19 protein-coding genes are annotated in these 23451 nt (G+C 57.3%); 9 read left to right on the top strand and 10 right to left on the bottom strand.

Going from position 1 to position 23451, the window contains the following annotated elements:
- Nucleotides 1-151: 151 nt before the first annotated feature.
- From AB5Y48_RS00625 to AB5Y48_RS00610, 4 genes are all read right to left on the bottom strand, one after another.
- The gene (locus AB5Y48_RS00625; RefSeq protein WP_368163432.1) at nt 152-1213 is read right to left on the bottom strand and encodes a hypothetical protein; all 1062 of its coding nucleotides are present in this window, start codon (nt 1211-1213) and stop codon (nt 152-154) included.
- 76 nt (nt 1214-1289) lie between these two features.
- On the bottom strand, nt 1290-1733 hold the full coding sequence (locus AB5Y48_RS00620; protein WP_368163431.1) for a hypothetical protein: 444 nt from the start codon (nt 1731-1733) through the stop codon (nt 1290-1292).
- The gene (locus tag AB5Y48_RS00615) at nt 1730-2119 is read right to left on the bottom strand and encodes a hypothetical protein (protein ID WP_368163429.1); all 390 of its coding nucleotides are present in this window, start codon (nt 2117-2119) and stop codon (nt 1730-1732) included. Before AB5Y48_RS00615 ends, AB5Y48_RS00620 begins: the two co-directional genes overlap by 4 nt.
- Before the next feature lie 154 nt (nt 2120-2273).
- Nucleotides 2274-2954: a Rha family transcriptional regulator gene (locus AB5Y48_RS00610; RefSeq protein ID WP_368163428.1), complete on the bottom strand. Its 681-nt coding sequence runs from the start codon at nt 2952-2954 to the stop codon at nt 2274-2276.
- Nucleotides 2955-4040: 1086 nt separating this feature from the next.
- Between AB5Y48_RS00610 and AB5Y48_RS00605 the strand changes: the two genes are divergently transcribed.
- Nucleotides 4041-4364 carry a hypothetical protein gene (locus AB5Y48_RS00605; RefSeq protein ID WP_368163427.1) on the top strand — a complete coding sequence of 108 codons (324 nt, stop codon included), beginning with the start codon at nt 4041-4043 and terminating at the stop codon, nt 4362-4364.
- A 130-nt stretch (nt 4365-4494) separates the two neighbouring features.
- Here the strand turns inward: AB5Y48_RS00605 and AB5Y48_RS00600 are convergent, their stop codons facing one another.
- Both AB5Y48_RS00600 and AB5Y48_RS00595 read right to left on the bottom strand, forming a co-directional pair.
- On the bottom strand, nt 4495-5061 hold the full coding sequence (locus AB5Y48_RS00600) for a recombinase family protein (protein WP_368163426.1): 567 nt from the start codon (nt 5059-5061) through the stop codon (nt 4495-4497).
- 334 nt (nt 5062-5395) lie between these two features.
- Nucleotides 5396-6640, bottom strand: coding sequence for a tyrosine-type recombinase/integrase (locus AB5Y48_RS00595; RefSeq protein ID WP_362772017.1), 1245 nt, complete (start codon nt 6638-6640; stop codon nt 5396-5398).
- A 192-nt stretch (nt 6641-6832) separates the two neighbouring features.
- Between AB5Y48_RS00595 and mnmC the strand changes: the two genes are divergently transcribed.
- On the top strand, nt 6833-8848 hold the full coding sequence (gene mnmC / locus AB5Y48_RS00590; protein WP_368163424.1) for a bifunctional tRNA (5-methylaminomethyl-2-thiouridine)(34)-methyltransferase MnmD/FAD-dependent 5-carboxymethylaminomethyl-2-thiouridine(34) oxidoreductase MnmC: 2016 nt from the start codon (nt 6833-6835) through the stop codon (nt 8846-8848).
- 56 nt (nt 8849-8904) lie between these two features.
- Here the strand turns inward: mnmC and AB5Y48_RS00585 are convergent, their stop codons facing one another.
- A complete protein-coding gene (locus AB5Y48_RS00585; RefSeq protein WP_158453494.1) occupies nt 8905-9498 on the bottom strand; it encodes a DUF922 domain-containing protein in 594 nt (197 codons plus the stop codon).
- Between the two features lie 205 nt (nt 9499-9703).
- On the opposite strand from AB5Y48_RS00585, the gene dcuC reads away from it, so the two are divergent.
- The 6 genes from dcuC (at nt 9704) to AB5Y48_RS00555 (ending at nt 17447) form a co-directional block, all read left to right on the top strand.
- A complete protein-coding gene (gene dcuC / locus AB5Y48_RS00580) occupies nt 9704-11056 on the top strand; it encodes an anaerobic C4-dicarboxylate transporter DcuC (RefSeq protein WP_136613491.1) in 1353 nt (450 codons plus the stop codon).
- 81 nt (nt 11057-11137) lie between these two features.
- Nucleotides 11138-12775: a bifunctional UDP-sugar hydrolase/5'-nucleotidase gene (locus AB5Y48_RS00575; protein ID WP_368163423.1), complete on the top strand. Its 1638-nt coding sequence runs from the start codon at nt 11138-11140 to the stop codon at nt 12773-12775.
- A gap of 86 nt (nt 12776-12861) precedes the next feature.
- Nucleotides 12862-14511 carry a hypothetical protein gene (locus AB5Y48_RS00570; protein WP_368163422.1) on the top strand — a complete coding sequence of 550 codons (1650 nt, stop codon included), beginning with the start codon at nt 12862-12864 and terminating at the stop codon, nt 14509-14511.
- 35 nt (nt 14512-14546) lie between these two features.
- Complete coding sequence (locus AB5Y48_RS00565) at nt 14547-15041, top strand: M48 family metallopeptidase (protein WP_050664818.1); 495 nt, start codon at nt 14547-14549, stop codon at nt 15039-15041.
- A 3-nt stretch (nt 15042-15044) separates the two neighbouring features.
- Nucleotides 15045-15815 carry a DUF2927 domain-containing protein gene (locus AB5Y48_RS00560; RefSeq protein ID WP_050664817.1) on the top strand — a complete coding sequence of 257 codons (771 nt, stop codon included), beginning with the start codon at nt 15045-15047 and terminating at the stop codon, nt 15813-15815.
- A 261-nt stretch (nt 15816-16076) separates the two neighbouring features.
- Complete coding sequence (locus AB5Y48_RS00555) at nt 16077-17447, top strand: L-serine ammonia-lyase (RefSeq protein WP_050664816.1); 1371 nt, start codon at nt 16077-16079, stop codon at nt 17445-17447.
- 42 nt (nt 17448-17489) lie between these two features.
- On the opposite strand, the gene AB5Y48_RS00550 is transcribed toward AB5Y48_RS00555, so the two are convergent.
- The 3 genes from AB5Y48_RS00550 to AB5Y48_RS00540 all read right to left on the bottom strand — a co-directional run bounded on the left by AB5Y48_RS00550 (nt 17490) and on the right by AB5Y48_RS00540 (nt 21972).
- Nucleotides 17490-17693: a hypothetical protein gene (locus AB5Y48_RS00550; RefSeq protein ID WP_136613487.1), complete on the bottom strand. Its 204-nt coding sequence runs from the start codon at nt 17691-17693 to the stop codon at nt 17490-17492.
- Between the two features lie 139 nt (nt 17694-17832).
- Nucleotides 17833-19806: a methyl-accepting chemotaxis protein gene (locus tag AB5Y48_RS00545; RefSeq protein ID WP_368163420.1), complete on the bottom strand. Its 1974-nt coding sequence runs from the start codon at nt 19804-19806 to the stop codon at nt 17833-17835.
- Between the two features lie 153 nt (nt 19807-19959).
- Complete coding sequence (locus AB5Y48_RS00540) at nt 19960-21972, bottom strand: alkyl/aryl-sulfatase (protein ID WP_368163419.1); 2013 nt, start codon at nt 21970-21972, stop codon at nt 19960-19962.
- Nucleotides 21973-22496: 524 nt separating this feature from the next.
- Here AB5Y48_RS00540 and AB5Y48_RS00535 point away from each other — a divergent pair.
- Nucleotides 22497-23402: a DMT family transporter gene (locus AB5Y48_RS00535; RefSeq protein ID WP_168929887.1), complete on the top strand. Its 906-nt coding sequence runs from the start codon at nt 22497-22499 to the stop codon at nt 23400-23402.
- Nucleotides 23403-23451: the final 49 nt, after the last annotated feature.

Raw genomic sequence — 23451 nt, 5'->3', positions numbered from 1 at the left:
CCTTTATGGTTGAACTGTGAGTTTATCATGGTGACTTCTTGGTGTCAGCGTTAACACATAGTCAGGGTTAAATCGCAAAGAAAGGCCACCCGCTAGGGCGACCCTTGATTGATTTACATCTGACAAGTGACAACAGCGTGACAACGACTGATTAAGGTGCTGTGCCCTCGGTAAAGGTAAACTCCCGAATCAGCGGCAATGCCACCTCAACAATGGAGCCATCCTCACGCTTGGCCTTGGTGAAACCTTCCATCAAAAGGTCAGCTACTGCCACAATCTCCAAAGCTGTGCTCTGTGTATCAGGCTTGCGAGTGACCATGCATTTGAACACCTCGCCATCCTCACGCTCACGAAAAGAGATGCAGATAGCCCGCTTGGGGGCAACGATAAGGCCAAACTCAAGGCCATCAGGGTCGTTGTAGAGGGAGACCTCAGTACCAACAAAGTGATTCACACTGCTGACACCAGTACGGCGAGCCACTCGGGCAAACGCCTTGTGTAGTGCAGGGGTCATCAATACGGAAAAGTCCTCGATAGACTGACCCATGATGTCCAGAGCCTTTGTCGCTTTGTCTAGTGCATCCTCAGCGGCTTCAACCTTGGGGTTAACACCTGCACCGCCATTCAGGGTGACGGTCTCAGATACCATCAGGGCGGCTTTCTTCGGGGACTCTTTGACAGCTTTCACAATGGCGTTAGTTGTCTCGAAGTTCAAAGACTCAACCAAGCGCATGAACTCCTGATGCAGTGTCAGCTCGGTCAGTGTGCCATCAACCTCAGAATCACCACGCTCCAGCGCGAAGGACAACAGCAGGGCATCAGCAGCGGGCTTGGACACGATGCTCTCCCCTTGAAGGATGGTCAGCTTGCTTGGCATGGTGTTGTTGCTGTAGGGGTCTTTCATGTTCACGGTCACAGAGCGGTTCGTCAGGCTCGGGACAATGATGGGTGTCGGGGCGTCAGTATCGCGGTGGAAAGCAAAGAGCCCCTCACCTTCCATACCCATGCACTCTTTGTACTCAACACTGTTCATGATGCGGTCGATACGGGATGCCAGCATCGAGATATAACTGGTCGATGGGCCTGCGTTGGTCACTTCCATGTTATGAATTTGGCCATTCTCGGGGTTGGTATGAGACACGATGCCTGAGAAACATGGTTCGCTACCACGGTCGATGATTTGGATGTTGGTGGTGTTCATTGCGGTTTGCATAAAAAGGCTCCTCCTGTGTTTTGGTGGTGGTGATTGCTCCTGTGCCAGTAACCTAGCTGTGGTGAAATGGCCCCGATTACAGGGCCAGAATGTTCAGACCTTCGGGGATATCCCTACGGCGACCAGATGAGGCTCGCTGCTGGCGAATCTCTGCGGCTACCTTCTCAGCTTGGGCCCTGCGTTCCGCTCGCTTGCGCTGGTCTTCTTTGATTTCCTCGGGGGTCGGGAACATAGCGCGGCGGCGTTCTTCATGCTCTCGGGCTTCTTGCTCAGCCTTCTGCTGGGCCTCTAGGCGCTCAATGAGGAAACGTTGAATCTTCGGGTGTCGCCATACCGGATAACGAGAGGGAACCCCAGCCCGTTCCATAGAGGCGACCAGAGCGGAAACAGACCAGTTTTGCTCTATGAGTGATGGCAGGATGAAATGAGCAAGGTAATCAAGAGTGACAGTTTGACCAAGGAAAACAGCAGTGTTGTTATCAGCGTTGATTTCAATGTCATAAATATTGGTAACACTCATGCCATAACCTCCTTGATGCTAATTCCATGTTTACTGACATAACGCGCTACATCATGGGCGCATAAAGTAGCGCTCTGATAATTGTCCCATTCGATGGCCTCCTGTGCCTTTTCTAGTTCAAGGGCCGCATCTTCTTGTTTGACCATATTGCGAGCCAAGATAAATGACGTTTCTTGTTTACCTTTAGCCGCAGCGGAATAACGAACACCTCGTTCACCTTGAAGAATACGTTCAATACATTGGAGCGCTTCGATTGATGCTGGGTCGCTCCATTTACGCAAGACCTCTTGTTGCTTGCGCATAATTCGAATTTGTTCAGAGAAACGATATTTAGGTTGGTTGATTCGACCGCGGGATGTATATGAGTGGGCGTGAGTATTGGACATAGTGAATCCTCCTTATGTTGGTGGTTGGCGGTGGTTGTTAATAGTGGTGATAGAAGTCGGTCGATATAGGTAGAAGATATGGTCTAAAAAATTTAGGAGACCAAACTTTCAGATTCAGCCACGGAAAAAATTCCGGCGCTAAACTCTACGGGAGTTATTCCCAGCTAGAGAAATTATTATCAAAGGCAAGGCGAGCACGTTTACTGTCTTCCTCAATGCCAAACGCCGGATTGATAATCCGCTGGGCTTCCTTCGACCAGTGAGACCGCAATGGTAGACCGCGGAGTTCAGCCTGAATGGCGAATGCTTTGTGAAACTCGGTGATACTAGACAATGCGCTATGCACTCCACCTATTTCAACAGCCGCCACCCTGACACACAGCGCCATAAGCTCCTTGAGCTTCTTGGTGGTAATCTTGGAGGTAGGGCAGACCAGATGCTTAACGCTGCTCGATAGTGCCTCATAAGCGGCATCTTCGGCCTTCTTGGCGATGGTCTCAGGGTCTTCCCCAGCGTTGACCGCATCGACTACTTCTAGGGCAGCCTTGAAGGCATCCCAGACCATCATCCCAAGTTTCATGTCATAGGACATCGCAAGGGCTACGGCTTGGCGCTCGTTGAGTAGGTAGGAATCGTAGGTCTGGACACGGCCTTTGCCGCTAGATGTCTCAACTTTTTGGCTCCTCACATTGAGGGGCCAATCTGGAATCTGAGACTCAAGGGTACGCACAAGGTTATCGTGACGCTTACCCAGCATCATCGCTAATTCATGGGTCGGCATATAACCCTGATTGAACTTAATGGTGGACAAGATATTGGACAGGTTAATATTCATGATTGTTTTCTCCTATTGTCGATGCCCTCTTGTCAGGTCACCCCCTGTCTCAGCCTCCAGCCCCGAGAAACAACCAACGGTTAACCGGACAGGCAAGACAAAAGGACACCGACAATAAGCGGCTGGATTGGATTGATTGACCTTCTGCAAATTTGCAGATGATTGATGGTCTTGGTGATAGACCAGAGTGAAAGGCGGGAGGAGACACACACACACCACTAGGGAATCCCAGTAGTTGATAGCATCTAGTTTTACCTGAGTGTGGTGTCGGTGGGCCTCTCTCCCTATAGTAAGGGTTATTTCATAAATGTTAAATCTTAGAGGGTATCGCGTATTGCGCCCCCCCCTTTTGGGTCTCGATTTTGTAGCTCCTCAAATTGAGGGGGCATTAGGCGAGACACTAAGCCTTATCTTAATGACCATCATTAACGTCTAACACTGAGATAGGATGATATTTATTATTACAATATCCATCCTTAACAATGAGAATGGTCATCATCAATCCCTATGGTCTTCACACTGAGTATTGTCTCAATGCTCACACCATAGGAAACATGATGCAATATCTCAAAGTTCATCTTAATGTTTATCAAGGACTGGCCTGTAATCGTAGCCAATGGTCTCCATGAATAATGGTCTCCATAATCGTAGTCTCCTACTTGCTATTTCGTAATCATAGCCATTGTCAATTCCTCCATGATGGGTGCCTGAAACCCAAAGAGTACGTTAATGATTTATCATTCTGCCCAGCCTAATAGTCATCCCCAGAGACCCCGCCAAGGGTATCCTTTCAGACGTGCATAGTGTTAACCCAGAGATTGAGCAATGAGAGGTCACGATAACAACTAAGGTAGTAGCTCGGTGACATGATGGCTCACTGGGTTCAGATGATGATTGGTGATGGAATAAATGAATTGGTGAGGAGCATCCTCCTCCTATAGTCAGGGTTATTTCATAAATGTTAAATCCAGAACGCTATCAGGCATACAAACTTATTGAATTAGCTCAATTTATGATGCTCTGAGATTTCACTGTGAGATTTGGAGGAGTATTATTACGCGGTATTCTTTGAATGAGGGCGATTTTGTGAAGGCATGGGTCTGTTGTATTGTGGCTGCAACCGTGTTGGTGATATCCGTTCCTTGGTGCTACAAGAAATGGCATGTTCATCAATATTGTAAAATGGTCTCTGAGCGGGTGACTTGTGCAAGAGTTGAAAGTGCCCTGTTTCTTGGCACGACAGTTCAATTGTGTCAGGAAGATATCAAAAGAACGGAATACAGCTATAAGCAGCACAAACCTCGCCTTGATGAATTTTTGGCCGACCAAAAAGAAAAATCTCAATTCCAAGAGGCATTACCCAAAGCCCAAGAGTTTGCATATCGCAAATGCGTGGTTGAATCGCTGTAAGTCTCATCTGACGTGGTTATCAGGCGCATCACGAGAGGCCATGAAATAGCTCATACCATGAGGTTTATCACTCGGACATATACAGATAGGGAGACACATGGCCTCCCTTTTCACTGAACGTGATGCAAATCTACTTGTTCCAATGTCTCTTAACGGTAGCCAGTGAGATTCCCAGCTTGTCCGCTACCTTGCTCTGACTCAGCCCTTCCCCTTTGGCTCTCTGAACGGCCTCAGTGGTGTCTACAGCAACGGGTCTACCCAGCGCCTTACCTTCGGCCTTAGCTCGTTGTAGCCCCTCCTGTGTACGCTCCCTGATGCGATTACGTTCAAACTCAGCGAATGCCCCCATGAGTTGCAACATGAGCTTACCCTCTGGTGATGTTAAGTCAGACACTGGCAAATCAAGAGACACCACTTTGATCCCTCTCTCGGTCAGGCTGGTGATAGTGGTCTGCACATCAATGTTATCCCTACCCAATCTGTCCAACTTCAAGACAACCAAGGTATCACCGCTTTCCATACGCTCTAGCAGCTTCCTGAACTCAGGACGTGTACTGGCTTGGGTTGACCCCGATATGGTCTCAGTGACGACCCTGTGCGGCTCTACAGTGTATCCCCGCTTGGCAATCTCAAGGACTTGGTTCTCGGTGGTCTGCTCAACGGTAGACACTCGGCAGTAAGCGAAGGTGCGGGACATTATGCTTCAATCTCTCGGTGGTATCATAAACTGGTATCATCATAATTAACGGTATCAACTATTGTCAAAACCTATTTTGATGACACCAACAAATAACCCTGCCCTCTGGTATCACCTAACGGTTGTTTAATGACACCAACAAAATGAGAATGGTTCGCACAGCTACGCAAGATTAGTAGAACAAGCAAGATGTCTGCCCCTATGTTTTCACACAGGGACGCGACTAAGTGACTGAATCAGAAGGGCATGAGGGGGTGTTTTGTAGGTATATACAATTACATGGGGTCTCATAAATTTATGACAATTTCTAATCGAGACCCCCTTATGCCACTGTTTACCCGTCCTTGTGCAGCAACTCAGAGATGGCCTGATGCAGCTTCAACCATTCCCCTTTACGTGCCTCAATGGCCCCAGTGATGTAACGCTGCGTCACCTCTGAGCCTGCTACCGCTTGGGCATGCCCCATAAACTGAGAGAGAAGCACAGGGTCTAAACCCAAAGTCGCCAAGGTGGTAGCCGCTGTGTGACGTAATCCATGAATGGTCAGGCCATCACCATTACTCATCTGGAAGGCTGCTCTCTCGGTCTTGCTGAGGTTCTCCAATGACCCGCCACCACATAGCAGAGTGTCATCACTGGGCAGGGTCTCAAGGTATGCCTCGAACTCTGACAGGTTGAAACCATTCAGACCATCCACAAGCGGGAGCATTCTGTCAGCTGCCTTTGATTTGGTTCCCTTGATATGGATACCCATCAATGAGCCTTCCCTCACTATGTCGCCTTTCCGCATGGCCTCGGCTTCACCCTTTCGGCAACCTGTAGCGAGAGACAACCAGAGTTGCCAATAGGCCCCTGAGCGTCTGACTCTGTTAGCCTCGGAGAGGTGCGGAGAGTTCATCTTGTCGGCTAACTTAGCGGATACCTCGGTAATTGCCTCAGCGGGCCATGCTCGGTCAACCGTCTTAGATTCATCCTTTAGAGGCTTCAATCCGGTCAGATGCTTAATGGCTTTCGTGAAATCGAGCCCCTCGTCTTCCCCATAGACCTGCTCAACCTCTCGGAGTGCTTGGCATAGATGTCTGAACACAAGATTGATAGACCCAGCTTTCATACCATCATCAATCATACCCTGTCGGGTTGTATCCAATGTGGCTCGCTTCAAGTCAGCAACTGGTAAAGACGCTAGGCCCAAAGAGTTGAGCTTGGTAAAGCTTGTCCTATAAGCCCCTGCCGAGCTTTTCTTCCAGTCAGGGAGACGAAGTTGTAAGAAGCGTTCATAGACTTGACCCACTGTCGGCCCTTGGTCTCTAGCGGCTGCCTCCTCTGTGTTATTACCCGAGGTCTTTACAAGGGCTTCAACTGGAGTGGTCACATCAGGTTCAATCTCAGGGGCGACCTCAGTGATCAAGTCCATCCAGTCCCTAGAGGTCTGACGCTGTGGGCCTCTCTGTGCCCTTTGTTCGCATTCAGCAATAACGGCAAGGGCTCGGTCTTCACCATAACCACGAGCCAAGAGAAGACGATTCAGCAGGGTCAGAGCGTCCCATTTATCGGAGACTGTGACGGCATAGGCTTTCATGATGGGTTTAACTCTCTCATTGATGAACTGACGTACTAGCTCTACATCTTCACCACTGGGGATGGCCTGTGAGACTGACCACTTTGAACCGCATCGCATCCGAACGAAGGACTTTCCGGTAGAAGAACGGCGGGTAGTTACGTCAATGGCTATTCGCTGAGGATTGGAATTCACGTAGAATGCCCGCGTTTTGTGACGGGAGTTGAAGTCAACGTGAGCCAAACATCGCTACATCATGCCCGATTGGAGTGGAATGAGGCGGGCACGCCGGTCTCCAGTGAGTTCGGGGATGTCTACTTTTCCAATGATAATGGGCTAAACGAAACACGCTACGTCTTTTTGCAGCAAAACCGACTACCTGAGCGATTTTCCCGCCATGATCGCGACCAGTTCGTGATTGCTGAGACAGGCTTTGGCACCGGCCTCAACTTTCTGGCCAGCTGGCAAGCCTTCGCGGCTCATCTCGCCACCCGCGAGACGGGAACACGCCGCCTGCACTTTACCAGTTTCGAAAAATTCCCCCTGACCCGCCCCGATCTGGCCAAGGCCCTGGCCGCCTGGCCCGAGCTGTCGGACTTTAGCGAACAGTTGGTCGCCCAGTGGCCCCTGGCGCTGCCCGGCTGCCATCGACTGCTGTTTGATGAAGGGCACGTCACCCTGGATCTCTGGTTTGGCGACATCAAGGAGAACCTGCCCCGGGTACCCCATGGTCAGGACGGTCTGGTCGACGCCTGGTTTCTTGACGGCTTCGCCCCGGCCAAGAACCCCGAGATGTGGACTCCCGAACTCTTTGCCGCACTGGCCCGCCTGGCCCGTGCCGACGCGACCCTGGCCACCTTCACCTGCGCCGGGTTCGTGCGCCGCGGCCTCATCGAGGCGGGCTGGGCCATGGAGAAGGTGAAGGGATACGGCAGCAAACGCGAGATGCTGGCCGGAACGCGCCGGGACAAGACGCCTTGCTCGGGCCTGCAGCGCGCGTATCCACGCCCGGCGGGACGCGAAGGGGAAGTGCTTCTTGTCGGCGGGGGGATCGCCTCGGCCATGACGGCCCTCTCCCTGGTTCGCCGTGGCCGCGCCGTGACCCTGTTGTGCGCCGATGCGGCGCCCGCCGGCGGCGCCTCGGGTAACCGCCAGGGGGCACTCTATCCCCTGCTGGGGGGCGAACACGACACCCTGTCACGCTTCTATGCTGCGGCCTTTCCCTATGCTCGCGAACGCCTTGTCGAACTGGCCGCCCGCCATGAGGTGGCCTTCGAGCTCTGTGGGGTGACCCAGCTCGCCTATGACGACAAATCGACCCAGAAGATCGCCAAGCTGCTGACCGGTCCCTTCCCCGCCGAGCTGGTTTACGCCGTCCCGGCCATCGAGATGGCGTCGGAGCTAGGTCTTCCTACCGGCTGCGCCGGTGTTGCCTACCCCCGGGGGGGTTGGCTCTGTCCGGCCGATCTCACCCGCGCCGCGCTGGCAGAGGCGGCAACCAGCGGTCTGCTGACCCAGCATTATGGTGCCGAGGTTACCCACCTGTCGCAGCACGGGGAGCTGTGGGTTGCCGAAGGGCCGAGCGGCCGCTGGCAAGCCCCGAATCTGGTGGTGGCCGCAGGCCATCGCCTGCCTGAGCTTATCCCGTTTGCAGCCCTTCCCCTCTATCCGGTGCGCGGCCAGGTGAGCCACGCCAGGACCAACCCGGCGCTATCGCGCCTCAAGCAGGTACTCTGTTACGACGGCTACCTCACCCCTGGCCATCAGGGTCGTCACTGCATCGGCGCCAGCTATGGCCGCAATCAAACCGGGCTTGACTACCGCGAGGAGGAACAGGCAAGCAACCGGGAGCGGCTAATCGCCTGCCTGCCCGAGCAAGAGTGGCCACTCGGGGTCGATCTCTCGGATCGGGAGGCCCGGGTCGGGGTGCGATCGGCGAGTCGGGATCACCTGCCCGTCATGGGGCCGGTAGCAGTCTTGGAGAGTCTGGAACAACGATGGCGCGATCATGACGCCGATCCACAGTGGTCACTGCCGACCTGGCCAGGACTGTTCGTCCTCGGGGCCCTCGGCTCGCGGGGCCTGTGCTCGGCCCCCCTGTGTGGCGAGCTGCTCGCCGCCGAGATCTGCGGTGAGCCTCTCGGACTGGATCGAGAGCTGCTCGATGCCCTCCATCCGGCCCGCTACTGGAGCCGGAAGCTGCTCAAGGGAAAACCCCTCGGCCTCTAGTCCCCGGTAACGAGCAGGGCCGCCTGATGGCGGCCCTGCTTTTCAATGCACGCTGACTACCCTTCACCGGGCCAACGCAGGCCCAACATCTCCCCGTGCCGGGTCTGACGCTGAAACGAGTCGATGCGCCTCTGCCCCTGCTCAAGCTCTTTCATACCCGCCTTCCAGGCGCTGTAACGCAGGGCGTCACAGCTCGGCTCGGCAGGCAGGTCGGCCAGGGCGATCCCGATCCGGGTCGCACTCTGCAGCACCATCTCCTTGTGACGCGCCTCGTAGTCGAGCAGGCCTGCGGTAATTCGCTCCCAGCGCAGGCGCTCCTGGCGAGAAGCCTTCCCCTTCTCCAGCCAACGGGGGATAAGCAGGGTCGCATCGGTGGAGACAACGATCTGGCGAATGGCGCACCCCTGTTTTCCCTGCTCGAGCTCAAGGCGCCAGTCGAGACGATAGCTGGCCTTGCCCAGGGCCACCTTTCCCTGATCCCGGGGCGCCACCCGGTCAAGCGCCGACGGCAATGCCCCCATATCGGGGGCACTCACATCATAAAACCTGACATTGATGACGGTCTCGGGCAACACCGCCGGGCGTGCCATCGAGCCATAGGTAAGTGGGGAGAGCAGCAACAGCATGCAACCTGCTCCCCATCGCTTCATCGAACCCCTCATACGCCGAACCTTTTCTGCCATGACCCACCCGCAAAACCCCATCCTCTCTAGCCTATGTGCATGATCAACCCTGCGCAATACGATGATTAAATTCAAATAATGCTTTGTGTCACAATCGGTCCGCTTTTTGCTCGTACCACTACCACCTTGGGAATAGAATCCCCCCGCACTTACTCATAACAGGATACTCAACATGATAGAGCTGATTATCGGCACGCTCGTGACCCTGCTGGTCGGGCGCGCCATCTTCAAGGGCTACTCGGCAACCGGTGTGTTGCTCGGCGGTGGCCTGTTGCTGCTCACCATCACGGCCCTGCTTGGCAAGCCGGTTCTGCCCTCCAAGGTCACCAGCACCGGCTTTATTGCGACCGATATCTTCGAATACGTTCGTTTCCTGCTCAACGATCGCGGGGGTGGACTGGGGATGCTGATCATGGTGCTGTGCGGCTTCGCCGGCTACATGAGCCATATCGGTGCCAATGACATACTGGTCAAGCTCGCCAGTCGCCCGCTCAAGATCATCAAATCCCCCTATGTGCTGCTGGTCGCGGCCTATCTGGTGGCCTGCGCCATGTCCCTGGCGGTCAGCTCGGCAACCGGTCTTGGGGTATTGCTGATGGCCACCCTGTTCCCGCTGATGGTCAACATGGGCATCTCCCGTGGCGCTGCCGCTGCCGTGTGCGCCTCTCCGGCCGCCATCATCCTGGCTCCCACCTCGGGTGACGTGGTGATGGCCGCTCAGGCCGCCAACATGCCCCTGCTCGACTTTGCCTTCAAACTGACCCTGCCCATCTCACTGGTGGCGATCGCCTGCATGGCAGCGACCCACTTCTTCTGGCAGCGTTATCTGGATCGCAAGGCGGGCGAGCACAACGCCCCGGTCGCGCCGAGCGAGCTCAAGACTACGGCGCCGGCCTTCTATGCCATCCTCCCCTTTACCCCCATCATCGGCGTGCTGATCTTCGACGGAAAATGGGCTCCCCAGCTCGACATCGTCACCATCATCGTCATCTGCATGGTGCTGGCCACGCTGCTCGAGCTGGTGCGCATTCGCAACGGCAAGCAGCTGCTTGATGGCCTGCAGGTGTGCTGGCGCAGCATGGCCGATGCCTTCGCCGGCGTGGTGATGCTGCTGGTCGGTGCCGGGGTATTTGCCCAGGGACTGATGACCATCGGCTTTATCGACACCCTGCTGGCCCACGCTCAGGATCTCGGCTCGGGCGGCATGATCATGATGCTCTCTCTGGTGGTGATCACCACGCTGGCGGCCTTCACTACCGGCTCGGGTAATGCCCCCTTCTATGCGTTCGTGGAGCTGATCCCCAATCTGGCCAGCAGTCTCGGGATCAACCCGGCCTATCTGGTGATCCCCATGCTGCAAGCCTCCAACCTGGGTCGTACCATCTCCCCGGTCTCAGGGGTGGTGGTGGCCTGCTCCGGCATGGCCAATCTCTCCCCGTTTGAGGTGGTCAAACGCACCAGCCTGCCGGTTGCCGTCGGCCTGCTGGTGGTCATCATCGCCACCCAGATCATGGTTCCCGCCTGATAGTATCTGGAGGACCGGCAAGGCTGGTCCTCCCTCTTCCCCTGCGCTAGACTCTCCCTTTCCCGCTTCGAAGGAGGCCCTATGCCTGTTGCCCTTCATCTTGTTCATATGAGTGACTGTCACTCCCACTTCGATGGCGCCCCCCTGCGTTTCCAGCTCCCCGATGGCCAGAGCCAGGTCACCGAGTGCGGTGGCTACGGGCGTATTCGTACCCGGCTGGACCAGCTGCGTGCCGAGGCAAACCGCCAGGGCGAGCCGCTGCTCTTCGTCCACGGGGGAGATACCTTTCAGGGCTCTCTTTACTTCAACCGGTTTCGCGAGCGGGCCAACGCCGAGCTGCTCTCCCTGCTTGCCCCTGACGCCATGGTGCTCGGCAACCATGAGTTTGATCTCGGCAACGAGGCCCTCTCCCACTTTATTCGCCACGTCCCCTTTCCTGTGCTGGCGGCCAACATGGATAACCGCCACGAGCCGGCCGATTGCCAGGCTCCCCTCAGAGGCCACCCCAACCTCTTCGATCACGAGCATCCCTGGCTCGAAAAGAGCCTGGGCGGGGTGCGTTTCGCCCTGCTCGGGATCACACTCTCCCAGATGGCCGATATCGCCAACCCCGATCCCTGTACCCGTTTTCATCCTGTGATGGAGACGCTCGGCGCCGTACTGGAACACATTGCAGCCGCCGGGATCGTGCATATCATCCTCCTGAGCCACTTGGGCATAGAGCAGGACAAACGCATCGCCGAGCGCTTTCCCCAGATCAGCCTCATCGTCGGTGGACACACCCATACCCTGCTCGGGGATCTGCAGCATCTGGGGATCGAGCACGCCGAGCATTACCCTCTCTGGCACCATGGCGTGCCCCTGTTTCACGCCGGACACAGCGCCCAAACGCTGGGGCACTGCCGCCTCGACTTCGATGAACAAGGCAGAGTCATCGCGGCCAAAGGCGAGACCCAATGGCTCCCATGGGAGCCGCTACCCGGTCTGGATCGCTTCCCCGTCGTGTTCGCAGACCCGCATATCGAGCACCACCTGGCCCACCACTACCGCAGCGTGCTGAGCGAGATGGGGCGCCATCCCCTGACCCACCTGCCCGCCCCCTTGCATCACCAACGCCTGCCGGATGAGCGTTATCCACACGGCAGCGAGCTCGCTCCCCTGGTAGCCAGCGCCATGCTGCACACCACCCGGGAGCAGTGCGGACCGGTGGACTTTGCCCTGCATAACGCAGGTGGGGTTCGCTGCTCCTTCGAGGCGGGCGCCATCACAGAAGCGGATGTGGCCGGGCGGCTGCTTCCGTTCGCCATTCCGCTCATCCTCTACGAGGTGTATGGGCAAGAGCTGGCCGATGCCCTGGAGGGCGCCATCAACAACGCCACCGATAACGGTGTGGTGGGTAATGGCAGTGGCAGCTTCCCCTATGTGGCGGGTATGCGTTACACCTATGACGCCGCGGCCCCCCTCGGGTGGCGCATCACCCGCCTCGAGATAAAAAGCGCACAGGGCTGGCAGCGGGTTGCTCCCCAGGCCCTCTATCGCGGGGTTTCGAGTGCCTATACGGCCTCGGGCAAGGAGGGATACACGGCGCTGCGCCGTACCCTGCACCACCAGCGCCGGGAACTTGGCATTACCCTGGCCGATGCCTTTATCCGCTGGGCCCGTCAGCAGCCCGAGCTGGTCGTACAGCCCCCGCGCATCACGATGCAGCCGCATCCCTGAGTCATAAATCACACCGGCCCCATTGTCAGCAGGGGCCGGGATCGGCAAGATACCCGCATCCTGTTCAGCCTCAGTTATCCATACCCATGAATCGTCCGATGCGCCTCGCGCCTCCCCGTCACCATCCGCAGCTCACCCCCGCTATTGTGCTGCTGACCGCCCTGATGGCTCTGCTGTTTTGTCTGCGCAACCCCCTCTTTTATGGCATGGCCCCGGGCTTTGATGCCTCGCTGTTTGCCGTGATGGGCAAGATGTGGGCCGATGGGGGTGTCCTCTATCGCGACATGATCGACATCAAGGGGCCCATGATCTTCGCCTTCGATGCCCTGGGCTATCTGCTCGGCGGATTTCGCGGGATCTGGGGACTGGAGTGGTTGGCCTGCTGGTTGGGCCTGCTGGCGAGCTGGCATGCCCTGGAGCAGCTGGGGCTCTCTACCCGGGCTCGGCTGGGCAGTTTGCTCGCCATCCTGGCCCTCTACGGTACCCGCTACTACTACGGCAACATGACCGAGGACTGGACCTTCCACCTCGCCCTCATCGGTCAGTGGGCCTTCATCACCCTGCTGCTCGATGGTCGCTTTCGCCTCTTTCCGGCATTGGTGGCGGCCCTCACCTTTGCCCTGATCGCCTGGATGCGGCTCAACAACGGCGCCCTGTGGGGCGCCTGGTACCTGACCCTGTTCCTGCTCTGGCTGACCCAGGGGCAGTGGCGCAGTGCCCTGTTGCTGCTGCTCTCCAGCCTGGGTGGCCTCACGCTGGTGGGGGGGCCACTGCTGGCCTACTTCCAGTACCACCAGGTGATGGAAGCCTTTACCTACTACTCCTTCTCCATCTTCTTCGAGGGGAGCTACGGCAATGGCACCTCACTGGCCGTCGGGGCTGTGGGACTGTTTCGCACCGGTCTTGTCATGCTGTTACCGGCCTTTGTACTGCTGATGTTAAGCCGCAGCTGGTACTGGAGCATGCCGGTGTTGGCTGCCACCTTGCTGGGGGTACTCTTTACCCTGGTCGCCAACTCGGTATCGGGACACGTGTTCGATCACTACGACGTGCTCTATCTGCAGCTCGGCGTGCTGCCCCTTGCCTGCCTGCTCGATCGCTGCAAGGAGCAGGGGGACAACCTCGCCCTGCTCTGCGTTGGCAGCGTGATCCTCACCGCCGCCTGGCTGCTGGCCCAGCAGCTGGGCTTTGGCTGGAGCAACAAGGAGTGGAGCCTGGAGCGAGTGCGTGAAGTGCTGGGTCTGAGCCTGCTCTGGGCCCTGCCGATCCTGTTGCTGCTGCCCCTGTGGCGAGCCTGGGACGTGCGCAATGTCACCCCCTGGATAGCCTCGTTAGCCATGCTGGTGGTGATGCTCGACAACGCCTGGGACGGCACCCAAAAGGGACGCCCCTTCAACGAGCCCGCCGCGGTGCGTGTCGAGCAGATCCTCGCCAAGAGCAAGCCGGATGACACCATCTGGGTCGACGGGATCTGGCCTCAGTACTATCTCTGGACCGATCGCCCCCCCGCCTCGGCCTACCTCTTCTTTGCCAACGTCAATCCCCCCTACGACGTGCGCGAGCGTACCCTGGCCGACCTCAAGGCCAAGCAACCCCGCTTCATCATCGGCAAGCAGGCGCGCATCAACGACCTGATAGCCAACTTGCAAAAGCAGCCCCCCTCGACCCAGGCCTTCTACCTCTATCTGCTGGATCACTACGAGCAGGTGGCCGACGGTCTCTATCAACGGCGTTAATCTGACGGGGCCCTCGGGCCCCTATCCGGGATCCCATGCAATTACCCTATCTCAACGGCTACCCAGACTCTCTCAAGGAGCAGGTCCGCGACCTTATCCGCAGCGAGCGTCTCGGTCCCCTGCTGGCCAAACGTTATCCGGATCGCCATCAGATCCAGAGCGACGGGGCCCTGCGCGACTATGTACAGGGGCTCAAGAGCCGCTATCTCAAAAGCTCGTCCCCCCTCTCCAAGGTGGTCTATGACGGCAAGATCAACATAGTGCGCGATGCCCTTGGGCTGCACACCTATGTCAGTCGGGTGCAAGGCAGCCGCCTCAAGAGCAAGAACGAGATCCGCATCGCGGCCCTGTTCAAGGAGGCCCCCCCGGAGTTTCTCGAGATGATAGTGGTGCACGAGCTGGCTCATCTGAAGGAGAAGGAACACAACAAGGGGTTTTACCAACTCTGCTGCCATCTCTGCCCCAACTATCATCAATGGGAGTTCGATCTGCGTCTGTGGCTCACCTGGCGTGACCTCACCAAGGAGTGACCCTTGCATCCACTGGCATGGCTACTGCTTCTGTTTGCTCCCCTGCTCTGGGCGGCCGAGCCCTGGCAGCGTACCGACTACCTGACCAGCAGCTTTCTCGAGATCGCCCTGCGTCGGGAGTATTCGCCGGGTAAAAAGCTCCCCTTGAGTCGCTGGGAGAAGCCCATCCGATATCATCTGATCAACGAGAGTGGTGATCGCCCTCTCCAGACGGAGCTGGTCCGGGTACAGATGAGCCACCTTTCCCATATCACGGGTGTCAAGGCGACGCGGGTGGCGGCGCGTCAGGAGGCCAATCTGGTGATCGTCATGACCCGGCAGAGCGCGCTCGAAGGCTGGGCCCACACTCTGATAGGCAAGAGCGAGGAGCTGCCCGCCGCCCTCGCCGATGGTCTGTGCCTGGGTAACTTCACCACCCGGGGCGGTGCCATCGACACGGCGGCCGTCCTGATCCCCACCGACAGGGCCAGGGACAAGGGGAAGTTTCTCGACTGTGTGGTGGAGGAGCTGACCCAGGTGATGGGGCTCCCCAACGACTCGGATCGGGTCTTTCCCTCCATCTTCAATGACCACAGTGTCGATCACTTCATCACCCCTCTTGACTACCTGCTGCTGCGTATCCTCTATGCCCCCGAGCTCAAGAGCGGGATGCACAGGGAAGACGTCGCCGCCACACTGCCGACCATAGTGACGCGACTGGCCCGCGAGGGAGCGATCAACCAGGCTCCGCGTCTGGCCAGAGCCGGTAGCCTGCGTGAGTGGGCCGGCCTCTAGTTCCCCCTTGGGCACAGGCATCGGGCTTTTGCTCCCGCTTTTGTTGATAGTCCCTTAACAAATTGGCGGTGAGCCAAAAATAATTTTATACTCCGCGCCCAAACTCAACAAAAATAGATCCATTTCAACTTTTTTTAAGTCTGGAACGGTTACACTGGGCCGCAGTTGATAAAAAAACCGGTGCGGCCCAACGATGCGGGTCGCCCGTAACAGAACCGGTGAGCAGGCCCTCGCCTGCCCCTACCCTGAGGTATTGAATACATGATCAGCGTTTTTGACATCTTCAAAATCGGTGTTGGTCCCTCCTCCTCCCACACGGTGGGACCCATGAAGGCGGCCAAGCAGTTTGTGGACGAACTGCGTGCCGGCGGCAAGATCCGCGACATCACCCGCATTCAGGTGGATGTCTATGGCTCCCTCTCCTGGACCGGCAAGGGCCACCACACCGATACCGCCATCATCATGGGTCTGGCCGGTAACTTGCCCGAGACCGTGGATATCGATGCCATTCCTGATTTTATCTCCCGGGTCGAGCAGACCGGCCGCCTGCCTATCGGGCTGCACTGCCATACCGTCAGCTTCCCGCGCGAGGCCATGGTCTTCCACGATGAGGCCCTGCCCCTGCACGAGAACGGCATGAAAATCTCTGCCTTTATCGAAGACCAGCTGGCCTATGCCAAGACTTACTACTCCATCGGTGGTGGCTTCATCGTCGATGAGGAGAACTTTGGCAAGGCAGACAGCGGCGACATGCCGGTGAGCTACCCCTTCAAGAGCGCCGCCGAGCTGGTGGCCCACTGCAGTCAGACCGGTCTCTCTATCTCCTCCCTGATGATGGAGAACGAGAAGTGCTTCAATACACCGGAAGAGATCTACAAGAAATTCGGCAAGATCTGGAACACCATGCGTGAAGGGATCGAGCGCGGCTGCCGCACCGAAGGCGTGCTGGCCGGCCCGCTGCGGGTTCCCCGTCGCGCGGCTCCTCTCTATCGCCAGCTGACCACCAACGAGAACCTCTCCAACGATCCCATGAACATCGTGGACTGGGTCAACATGTTTGCCCTGGCCGTGAGCGAAGAGAACGCTGCCGGTGGCCGCGTGGTCACCGCACCGACCAACGGCGCCGCGGGTATCATCCCGGCCGTGCTGGCCTACTACGACAAGTTCATCCAGCCGGTAGGCCGTGACGACTACACCCGCTTCTATCTGGCGGCCGGTGCCGTCGGCATCCTCTACAAGATGAACGCCTCCATCTCCGGCGCCGAAGTGGGTTGTCAGGGTGAGGTCGGTGTCTCTTGCTCCATGGCCGCCGCCGGTCTGACCGAGCTGATGGGAGGCAGCCCCGAGCACGTCTGCGAGGCCGCCGAGATCGCCATGGAACACAACCTGGGTCTGACCTGCGATCCTGTCGCCGGCCAGGTACAGGTGCCCTGCATCGAGCGTAACGCCATCGCTGCCATGAAGGCGGTCAACTCCTCTCGCATGGCCCTGCGCCGCACCTCCAAGCCGCGCGTCTCCCTGGACAAGGTCATCGAGACCATGTACGTGACCGGCAAGGACATGGACTCCAAGTACCGCGAAACCTCGCGCGGTGGCCTGGCCATCAAGGTGATGCAGGTCGCCTGCGAATAAGGCAAGCCGACATGAGAAAGGCGGGAAAATCCCCGCCTTTTTTTATTCCTTCCCCTCCCGCTGGCGCAACTGACACAACAGAGCTCCCGCCAATGAGGGAGGGAGTGCAATCAGCGCCATCCAGGGCCAAGGCATACCACTGAGGGAGGCCGCAAACAGCAGGGTTGCCAGGAGTAGCAGATTTGCACCTATCATCAGCGTTAATCCCTCCCGAACGCAGAGAGAGAGGCTATCGGTTTGCTTCATGGGATACACCTTTGCTCTTTACCATTCCCAGAGAGTGCAAGCCTCAAGCCAATCCCACCTCACTGTTAAATCAACGAGTTGAGAATAGCTCGGCCATAGACGCCGAGATCATTCCCAATTTGCCTCGCACAATGGCCACTCAGCGGATCCGGTATTGACGGATCTGCGCCTCGATGACCCTGGCCAGCTCGAACAGCTCCCGGCTCGCCTCCTGACTCTGTCTGGCGTGTTGCTCCTGATGCGTCGCCACCACGGCAAGCTCATCGAGCGCCTGACGCGCCGCCGTCATCTGTGAGCACTGGTTGCTGGCCAAGGCAGCCATTGCATTCATGCCGTTTGCCCCCTCCCCCATCTGCCGGCTGGTGGCAAGCAGGGTGGCGGTGGCACTGTGCATCAGTTGCTGGCTCTCCTGGCCCAGTGCGCGGGACCCCGCCATCGCCTCGCTGGCCTCCTGAGAGCCCTTTTGCAGTTGCGAGACAAGCGCCTGCACCTCCTGGGTCGCCCTCTGGGTGCGCACCGCCAACTGGCGCACCTCGTCGGCCACCACGGCAAAACCGCGCCCCTGCTCACCGGCCCTGGCCGCCTCGATGGCCGCATTGAGCGCCAGCAGGTTGGTCTGATCCGACACCTCGCGAATAAGGTTCATAATGAGGGTAATGTTGTGGGTCTCCTCCACCAACTTATCGAGAATGGTGGAGGAGCGGTTGATGCTGCCGCTCAGGGTGTCGAGGCAGGTGGCACTGCGCTGCACATCCTGCTCGATGCCCAGCATGCTGAGGGCAGCGCTGCGGGCCTGCTCGTTAGCGCCTTCGGCACGCTCGGCAATGGCCCGGGCGGTATTATCTATGCTGTCCATCACCCGGGTGAGCTCGACAATGCTGCTCGCCTGCTGCTGCGCCTCGGCGGCCAAAGCCTCGGACTGGGCCATGGTCTGGGAGGATTGTGCCGAGAGGGCCGAGCCCGAGTGCTGAAAATGGGCAAAGCTCTGGTTGAGGGTCTGGATCAGGCGGTTGAAGTTATCGGCCATGTTACCGAGCTCGGCCCCGTCATAATGTTCGAGGCGGGTACCCAGGTCCCGATCGGCCGTGATGTGACGCATGCTGTCGGCGGCACGACGGATCGGGCGACTGATGGTGTGAGCCAGCCAGATGGCGATCCCCATGGCCAGCACCCCAATCCCGAGCGACACCAGGATCACCTGCTGGCGCGCAGCGGCCATCCCTTCGTTCAGCTCCCCCTGATCAATTTCCCCGATCAAGACCCGATCAAGGGTCGGCAGATAGCGCACCGCCAGCAGGAAATGGCGATCACCCAGGGTCACATTACCGATGGCGACGCCCTCACGAGAAGCCGGGATGAGACGCTGCACCTCATCCCCAAAGGCAGCCTGATGATGAGCCGCCTTGAGATCCTCTTTCCCCTCGGGGTGGATCTCAATCTTGCCGCTCATGTCCGCGAGATAGACCCGGCCACTCTTGCCGATGCGATACCCGCCGATCAAGGTTGCCAGGCGGGACATATCCACCGAGGTGCCGGCAACACCGATTGTACGTCCCGCCGCTGTGACGGCCGTATTGATATAGAGGGAGGCCTTGTGGTCAAAATCCGAGATATCGAGATTGAGTTCATAGGATTTGCCACGCTCGAGAAAACCGTAGAACCACTCATCCTTGGGATCCTGACGGTTCAATGCCTTGCTCGCCGCCCCATTTTGGCTCAGGTTGATCAGGGTGGCACTGTGCAAGGGCGCGATGAAGACATTTCCCCCCAGTCGCTGCTGTACGCTGGTCAGGTAGGCCTCAAGAGACGGCCACTGCTGCTCGGGAGCCCCCTGCTCCAACCAACTCACCAGGTAGGGGTTACTGGCCAGGGCCTGGGCTTCGGTCAGATAGCGCACCAGATCTGCCGAGAGCTGGTTGGCGATCCGCTCGACACTGCTGGGTAACTCGAAGCGCTCAATTCGCTCCTGGGCCTGATCCCGGGAGAGGTGCTCCTGCACCAGGGTGACAACGGCGATACTGAGGATCAGAAGCAAGGTGATACTTGCCACGAGACGGGTTCGGATCCCGAGGCGGGACCAGGGAACAAGAGACGAGGGGATAAGCTTCTCCATGGGGCTCTCCTGCTGGATTGGGTCGCAATCGGCGACACCAGAGCATAGAAAGCCCATATGAATCTTTCATTGTGCTTAACCAAGTGGGGGGAGCCATAAGAAAATGCCGGCAGAACGCCGGCATTTGGTCTAAGTGACAAACTCATCATCACATCATTCTTTGATCCGGTTCTCCTGTTGCAGCGGCAACACCAGGTTCATGTTGTTTTTGATAGTGAGATCAAACAGGCCGGGAAGCTTCTCCAGCACCTTGGCATCTCCGCTCACCTTAGCCTTACCCTCATTGAGCAGCGCATCCATGGTGACCTTGCCGGCGAGGAAGGCGAGCAGCTCGGGCTTGGCTATCTCCAGAGTAACGTCGGCTTTACTGGCCTGGTAATCGCTCAGGCTGTTGAATACCCCGTTATGAAGGTCAATCCCGAACGGCTTGTCTCCTTGCAAGATTAGGTTGATGACATGGTTACCCACCTGCTCGGCCTTGACCTGATCCATCACCATACCGAGGTAGGGCATCAGCATGTCGCCAGGCAGACCCGCTATCACCTCCGGCGAGGTGGTGGAGAGCTGGTTGGGGACATTGCCCCCCATGCGAAGCTCCTGGGCCCCCGACAGATAGAGGTTACGGGTCAGCGTCGTCTCGTCCTGATAGCCCAGTTGCTCGAGTGCATCGGCCATCAGCAGCACGGCCTTCTGATTAGCGGGATTGGAGGCGACGATATTGTTGAGAAGTTCGGCCGCGAAGCGGTAGTCCCCCTTGTTGACACTGTTTAAGGCGGCCTCCAGTACCTTATCCTCCCCACCAAACGCCTCCACATACCGCTTGCCACGCTCATCATCGGGATACTGCGCCAACTTGGCCGCATTGCCATCAAACCAACCCAGATTGCGGATGTAGGTCGATTTGAGATTATTTTTCAGGTTGCCGTAGTAGGGGCGATTGTCCCAGTTGTTGAACACCGACTTGGGCAGCAGTGCATTTTCGGCAATCTCATCGGGGCCATAGCCGTAGTTGGCATAGCGCATGGTGGTATCGAAGAGGGACTGGTAAAGATCCCGCTGGTTCTTGAGGTACTCCACCACCTTCTCATTACCCCAGACCGGCCAGGTATGGGGTCCAAAATGGACCTGGGCCTTCTCACCCCAGCGACCCAGTGCCTGGTTGATATATTTCGCCCAGGCGGCGGAGTCGCGGATCTGGGCCCCACGCAGGGTATAGACGTTGTGCTGCAGGTGGTTCACATCCTCGGCCATGGAGAGCGCCCCCCACTTGGGGATAAACATCACCATCTCGGAGGGGGCCTCGGTATGGGGGACCAAATTGAAAACAAAATCGACGCCGTCGATGGTGACCGTCTCATTTTCCTTGGTGATGAAGTGGTTCGGAATGGGCAAGGAAGAGGCATCGTTGGCCAGGGCCGGGCCGAGGGCGCTGGTGACTATCCCCTTCTCGTTGACCTTGAGTACGTTGCCATATTGATAGCCGGCACGGCGGGCCATGATGTTACCCCCCATGACGTTCTCACTGACCGCCTCCTCCACGAATCCCTCCGGGGCCAACACGGGTAACTTGCCACTGCTCACATCCTCGGGAGTGGCCAGCCCCGCCTCATAAATACCGCCAAAACCACCGAAGTGATCCGCATGGCTGTGGGAGATGATCACCCCTTTCAGCGCCCGTTTGCCACGATGCTGCTCATAGAGCTCGATAGAGGCCTTGAGCGCCTTGCCAGAGTACTCCACGTCATAAAAGACCATCCCCTTGTCGGTCTCTATGATGGTGAGATTGGAGAGATCCTGACCACGCACCTGATAGATATGCTCGCTGACCTTGTAGAGGCCCCCCCGGTTGACCAGCTGGGCGTGGCGCCACAGACTGGGGTTAACCGAGGCCGGAGCCTTGCTGTTTTGCACATAGTTCATGGCGGTGGCACTGAAAACCCCGGCGATATCTCCCTGGTTGAGCAAGGGGGCAATAAAGCCGCGATCCGCATCTTCGAAGGCGCTCTTGTTGTCAAAATCCAGTTCCTGATAGACCTTCTCATTCGCCGCCTTGGTAAAGGCAGTGGCCTCCTTGGCCTGGGTGTTGTAGTCATAGGCCATCGCCATCTGTGAGGCGACGGCCATTGCGATAAGGCTGACTCTAGCAAACCCGTTTCCCATCTTCATTCCACTGACTCCTTGTCGTTCGACTATGAAAGCGTTAGCCGCTCAATGCTACCGCCGGGATGAGCCCCTCCAGGGCAGGCACAAGCGGATGAGGCGATGATCAGCCAGCACCACACAAGGCCCGGAACGAAGCCCATTACAAACATTTCTATTATCAGCCGATGGATTTTATATCCTGTGTGCAGGATCACAGATGGCGTCATCGAGTAGTGGGAATGCACAAGGGAAATCGGTGGAAGAGGCCATAAGGGGGATCGATTGTCATCACACAGCCACGCTCTTGTGATCGATGCTCAACACCAGAGGTGTGTTATTTCATTTATCATGGGTTGATACAAGCCACCTGGCTGTGCTTTCACAGCAAATATCCGCATTAAAATTAAAACGCAGCTCCCTTCCTCTGACTCGACACAATTAACACAGTCGCTCACAACTTGTCACAACATCATGATTGACCCTGGGGTATGGATAAAGGTTTAGCCTCCTCCTGCAAATATTTATGTTATGTCATGGAGAGATGCCTTATGAAAAAAACCTTGTTCGTCTCCGTCTGTCTGATATGGGGAACGACCTGGCTGGCGATGGCAATCGCCGGAGAGACGATTCCTTCACTCACGGCGACGGCCTTTCGCTTTCTGGTAATGTCTCCCCTGCTGATCCTGATAGCTCGAAGGGAGAAGGTACCCCTGCTATTTCCAAAAGAGAAACGACACTACATGCCTCTGGTCGCTATCTTCTATTTTGCCATTCCATTTTGGTTTATGCTGGAGGGCGAAAAATATATTTCATCCGGATTGGCAGCCATCCTATTTGGTTATATGCCTATCACCATCATGCTCCTCACCTATTTCACTACCAGACAACCATTTTCGGTCAAACAAATATCGGCCCTGCTGGTAACCCTGCTCAGCCTGGTCGCAATCATTTCTATCGAATCGGATATCTCAGGCAGTGACTATCTGCTTGGCATCTCGCTGTTGATGGGAGCCGTGTTATTGCACGGAGCAATCTATATCATCAAGCCCCTGCGGCTCGGCGATGTTCATGTGCTTACCTTTAGCGCCATTCCCAGCGGGATCGCTGCCATCTTGCTGCTTATCGCCGGGCTGAGTATGGAATCGACGGTCATCGCCGATATTCGCCCTGCCTCTGTGTTCGCCGTTCTCTATCTCGGCGGCGTGGCCGGTGTCGGAGGCATCGTCGCCTACTTCAGGCTCAATGCTCTGGTCTCCCCGTTTCGAGCCTCACTGTGCTTTCTGATCTTTCCTGTGATTGCAATAGCCCTCGAGGCCATGCTGATGGAGAGAGCCCTCTCCCCCTACTCGCTGCTCTTCGCCCTGCCACTGGCGGGAGGTATCTATCACTTGATCCAGCCACCAAAGGCACAGGGCCAGAGCCCTGGCGGCGAGAAGCACGCTTGCAAGCAGTGAGCCGTGTTCAAGTGTGCCTGCGCTTAATCACACAAAAAAATGCCGCCCA

It is taken from the genome of Aeromonas sp. R6-2, assembly GCF_040908155.1.
In the GTDB taxonomy this organism is placed as follows: Bacteria; Pseudomonadota; Gammaproteobacteria; order Enterobacterales; family Aeromonadaceae; genus Aeromonas; species Aeromonas schubertii.
This window is presented reverse-complemented; position numbering and strand designations above follow the sequence as displayed.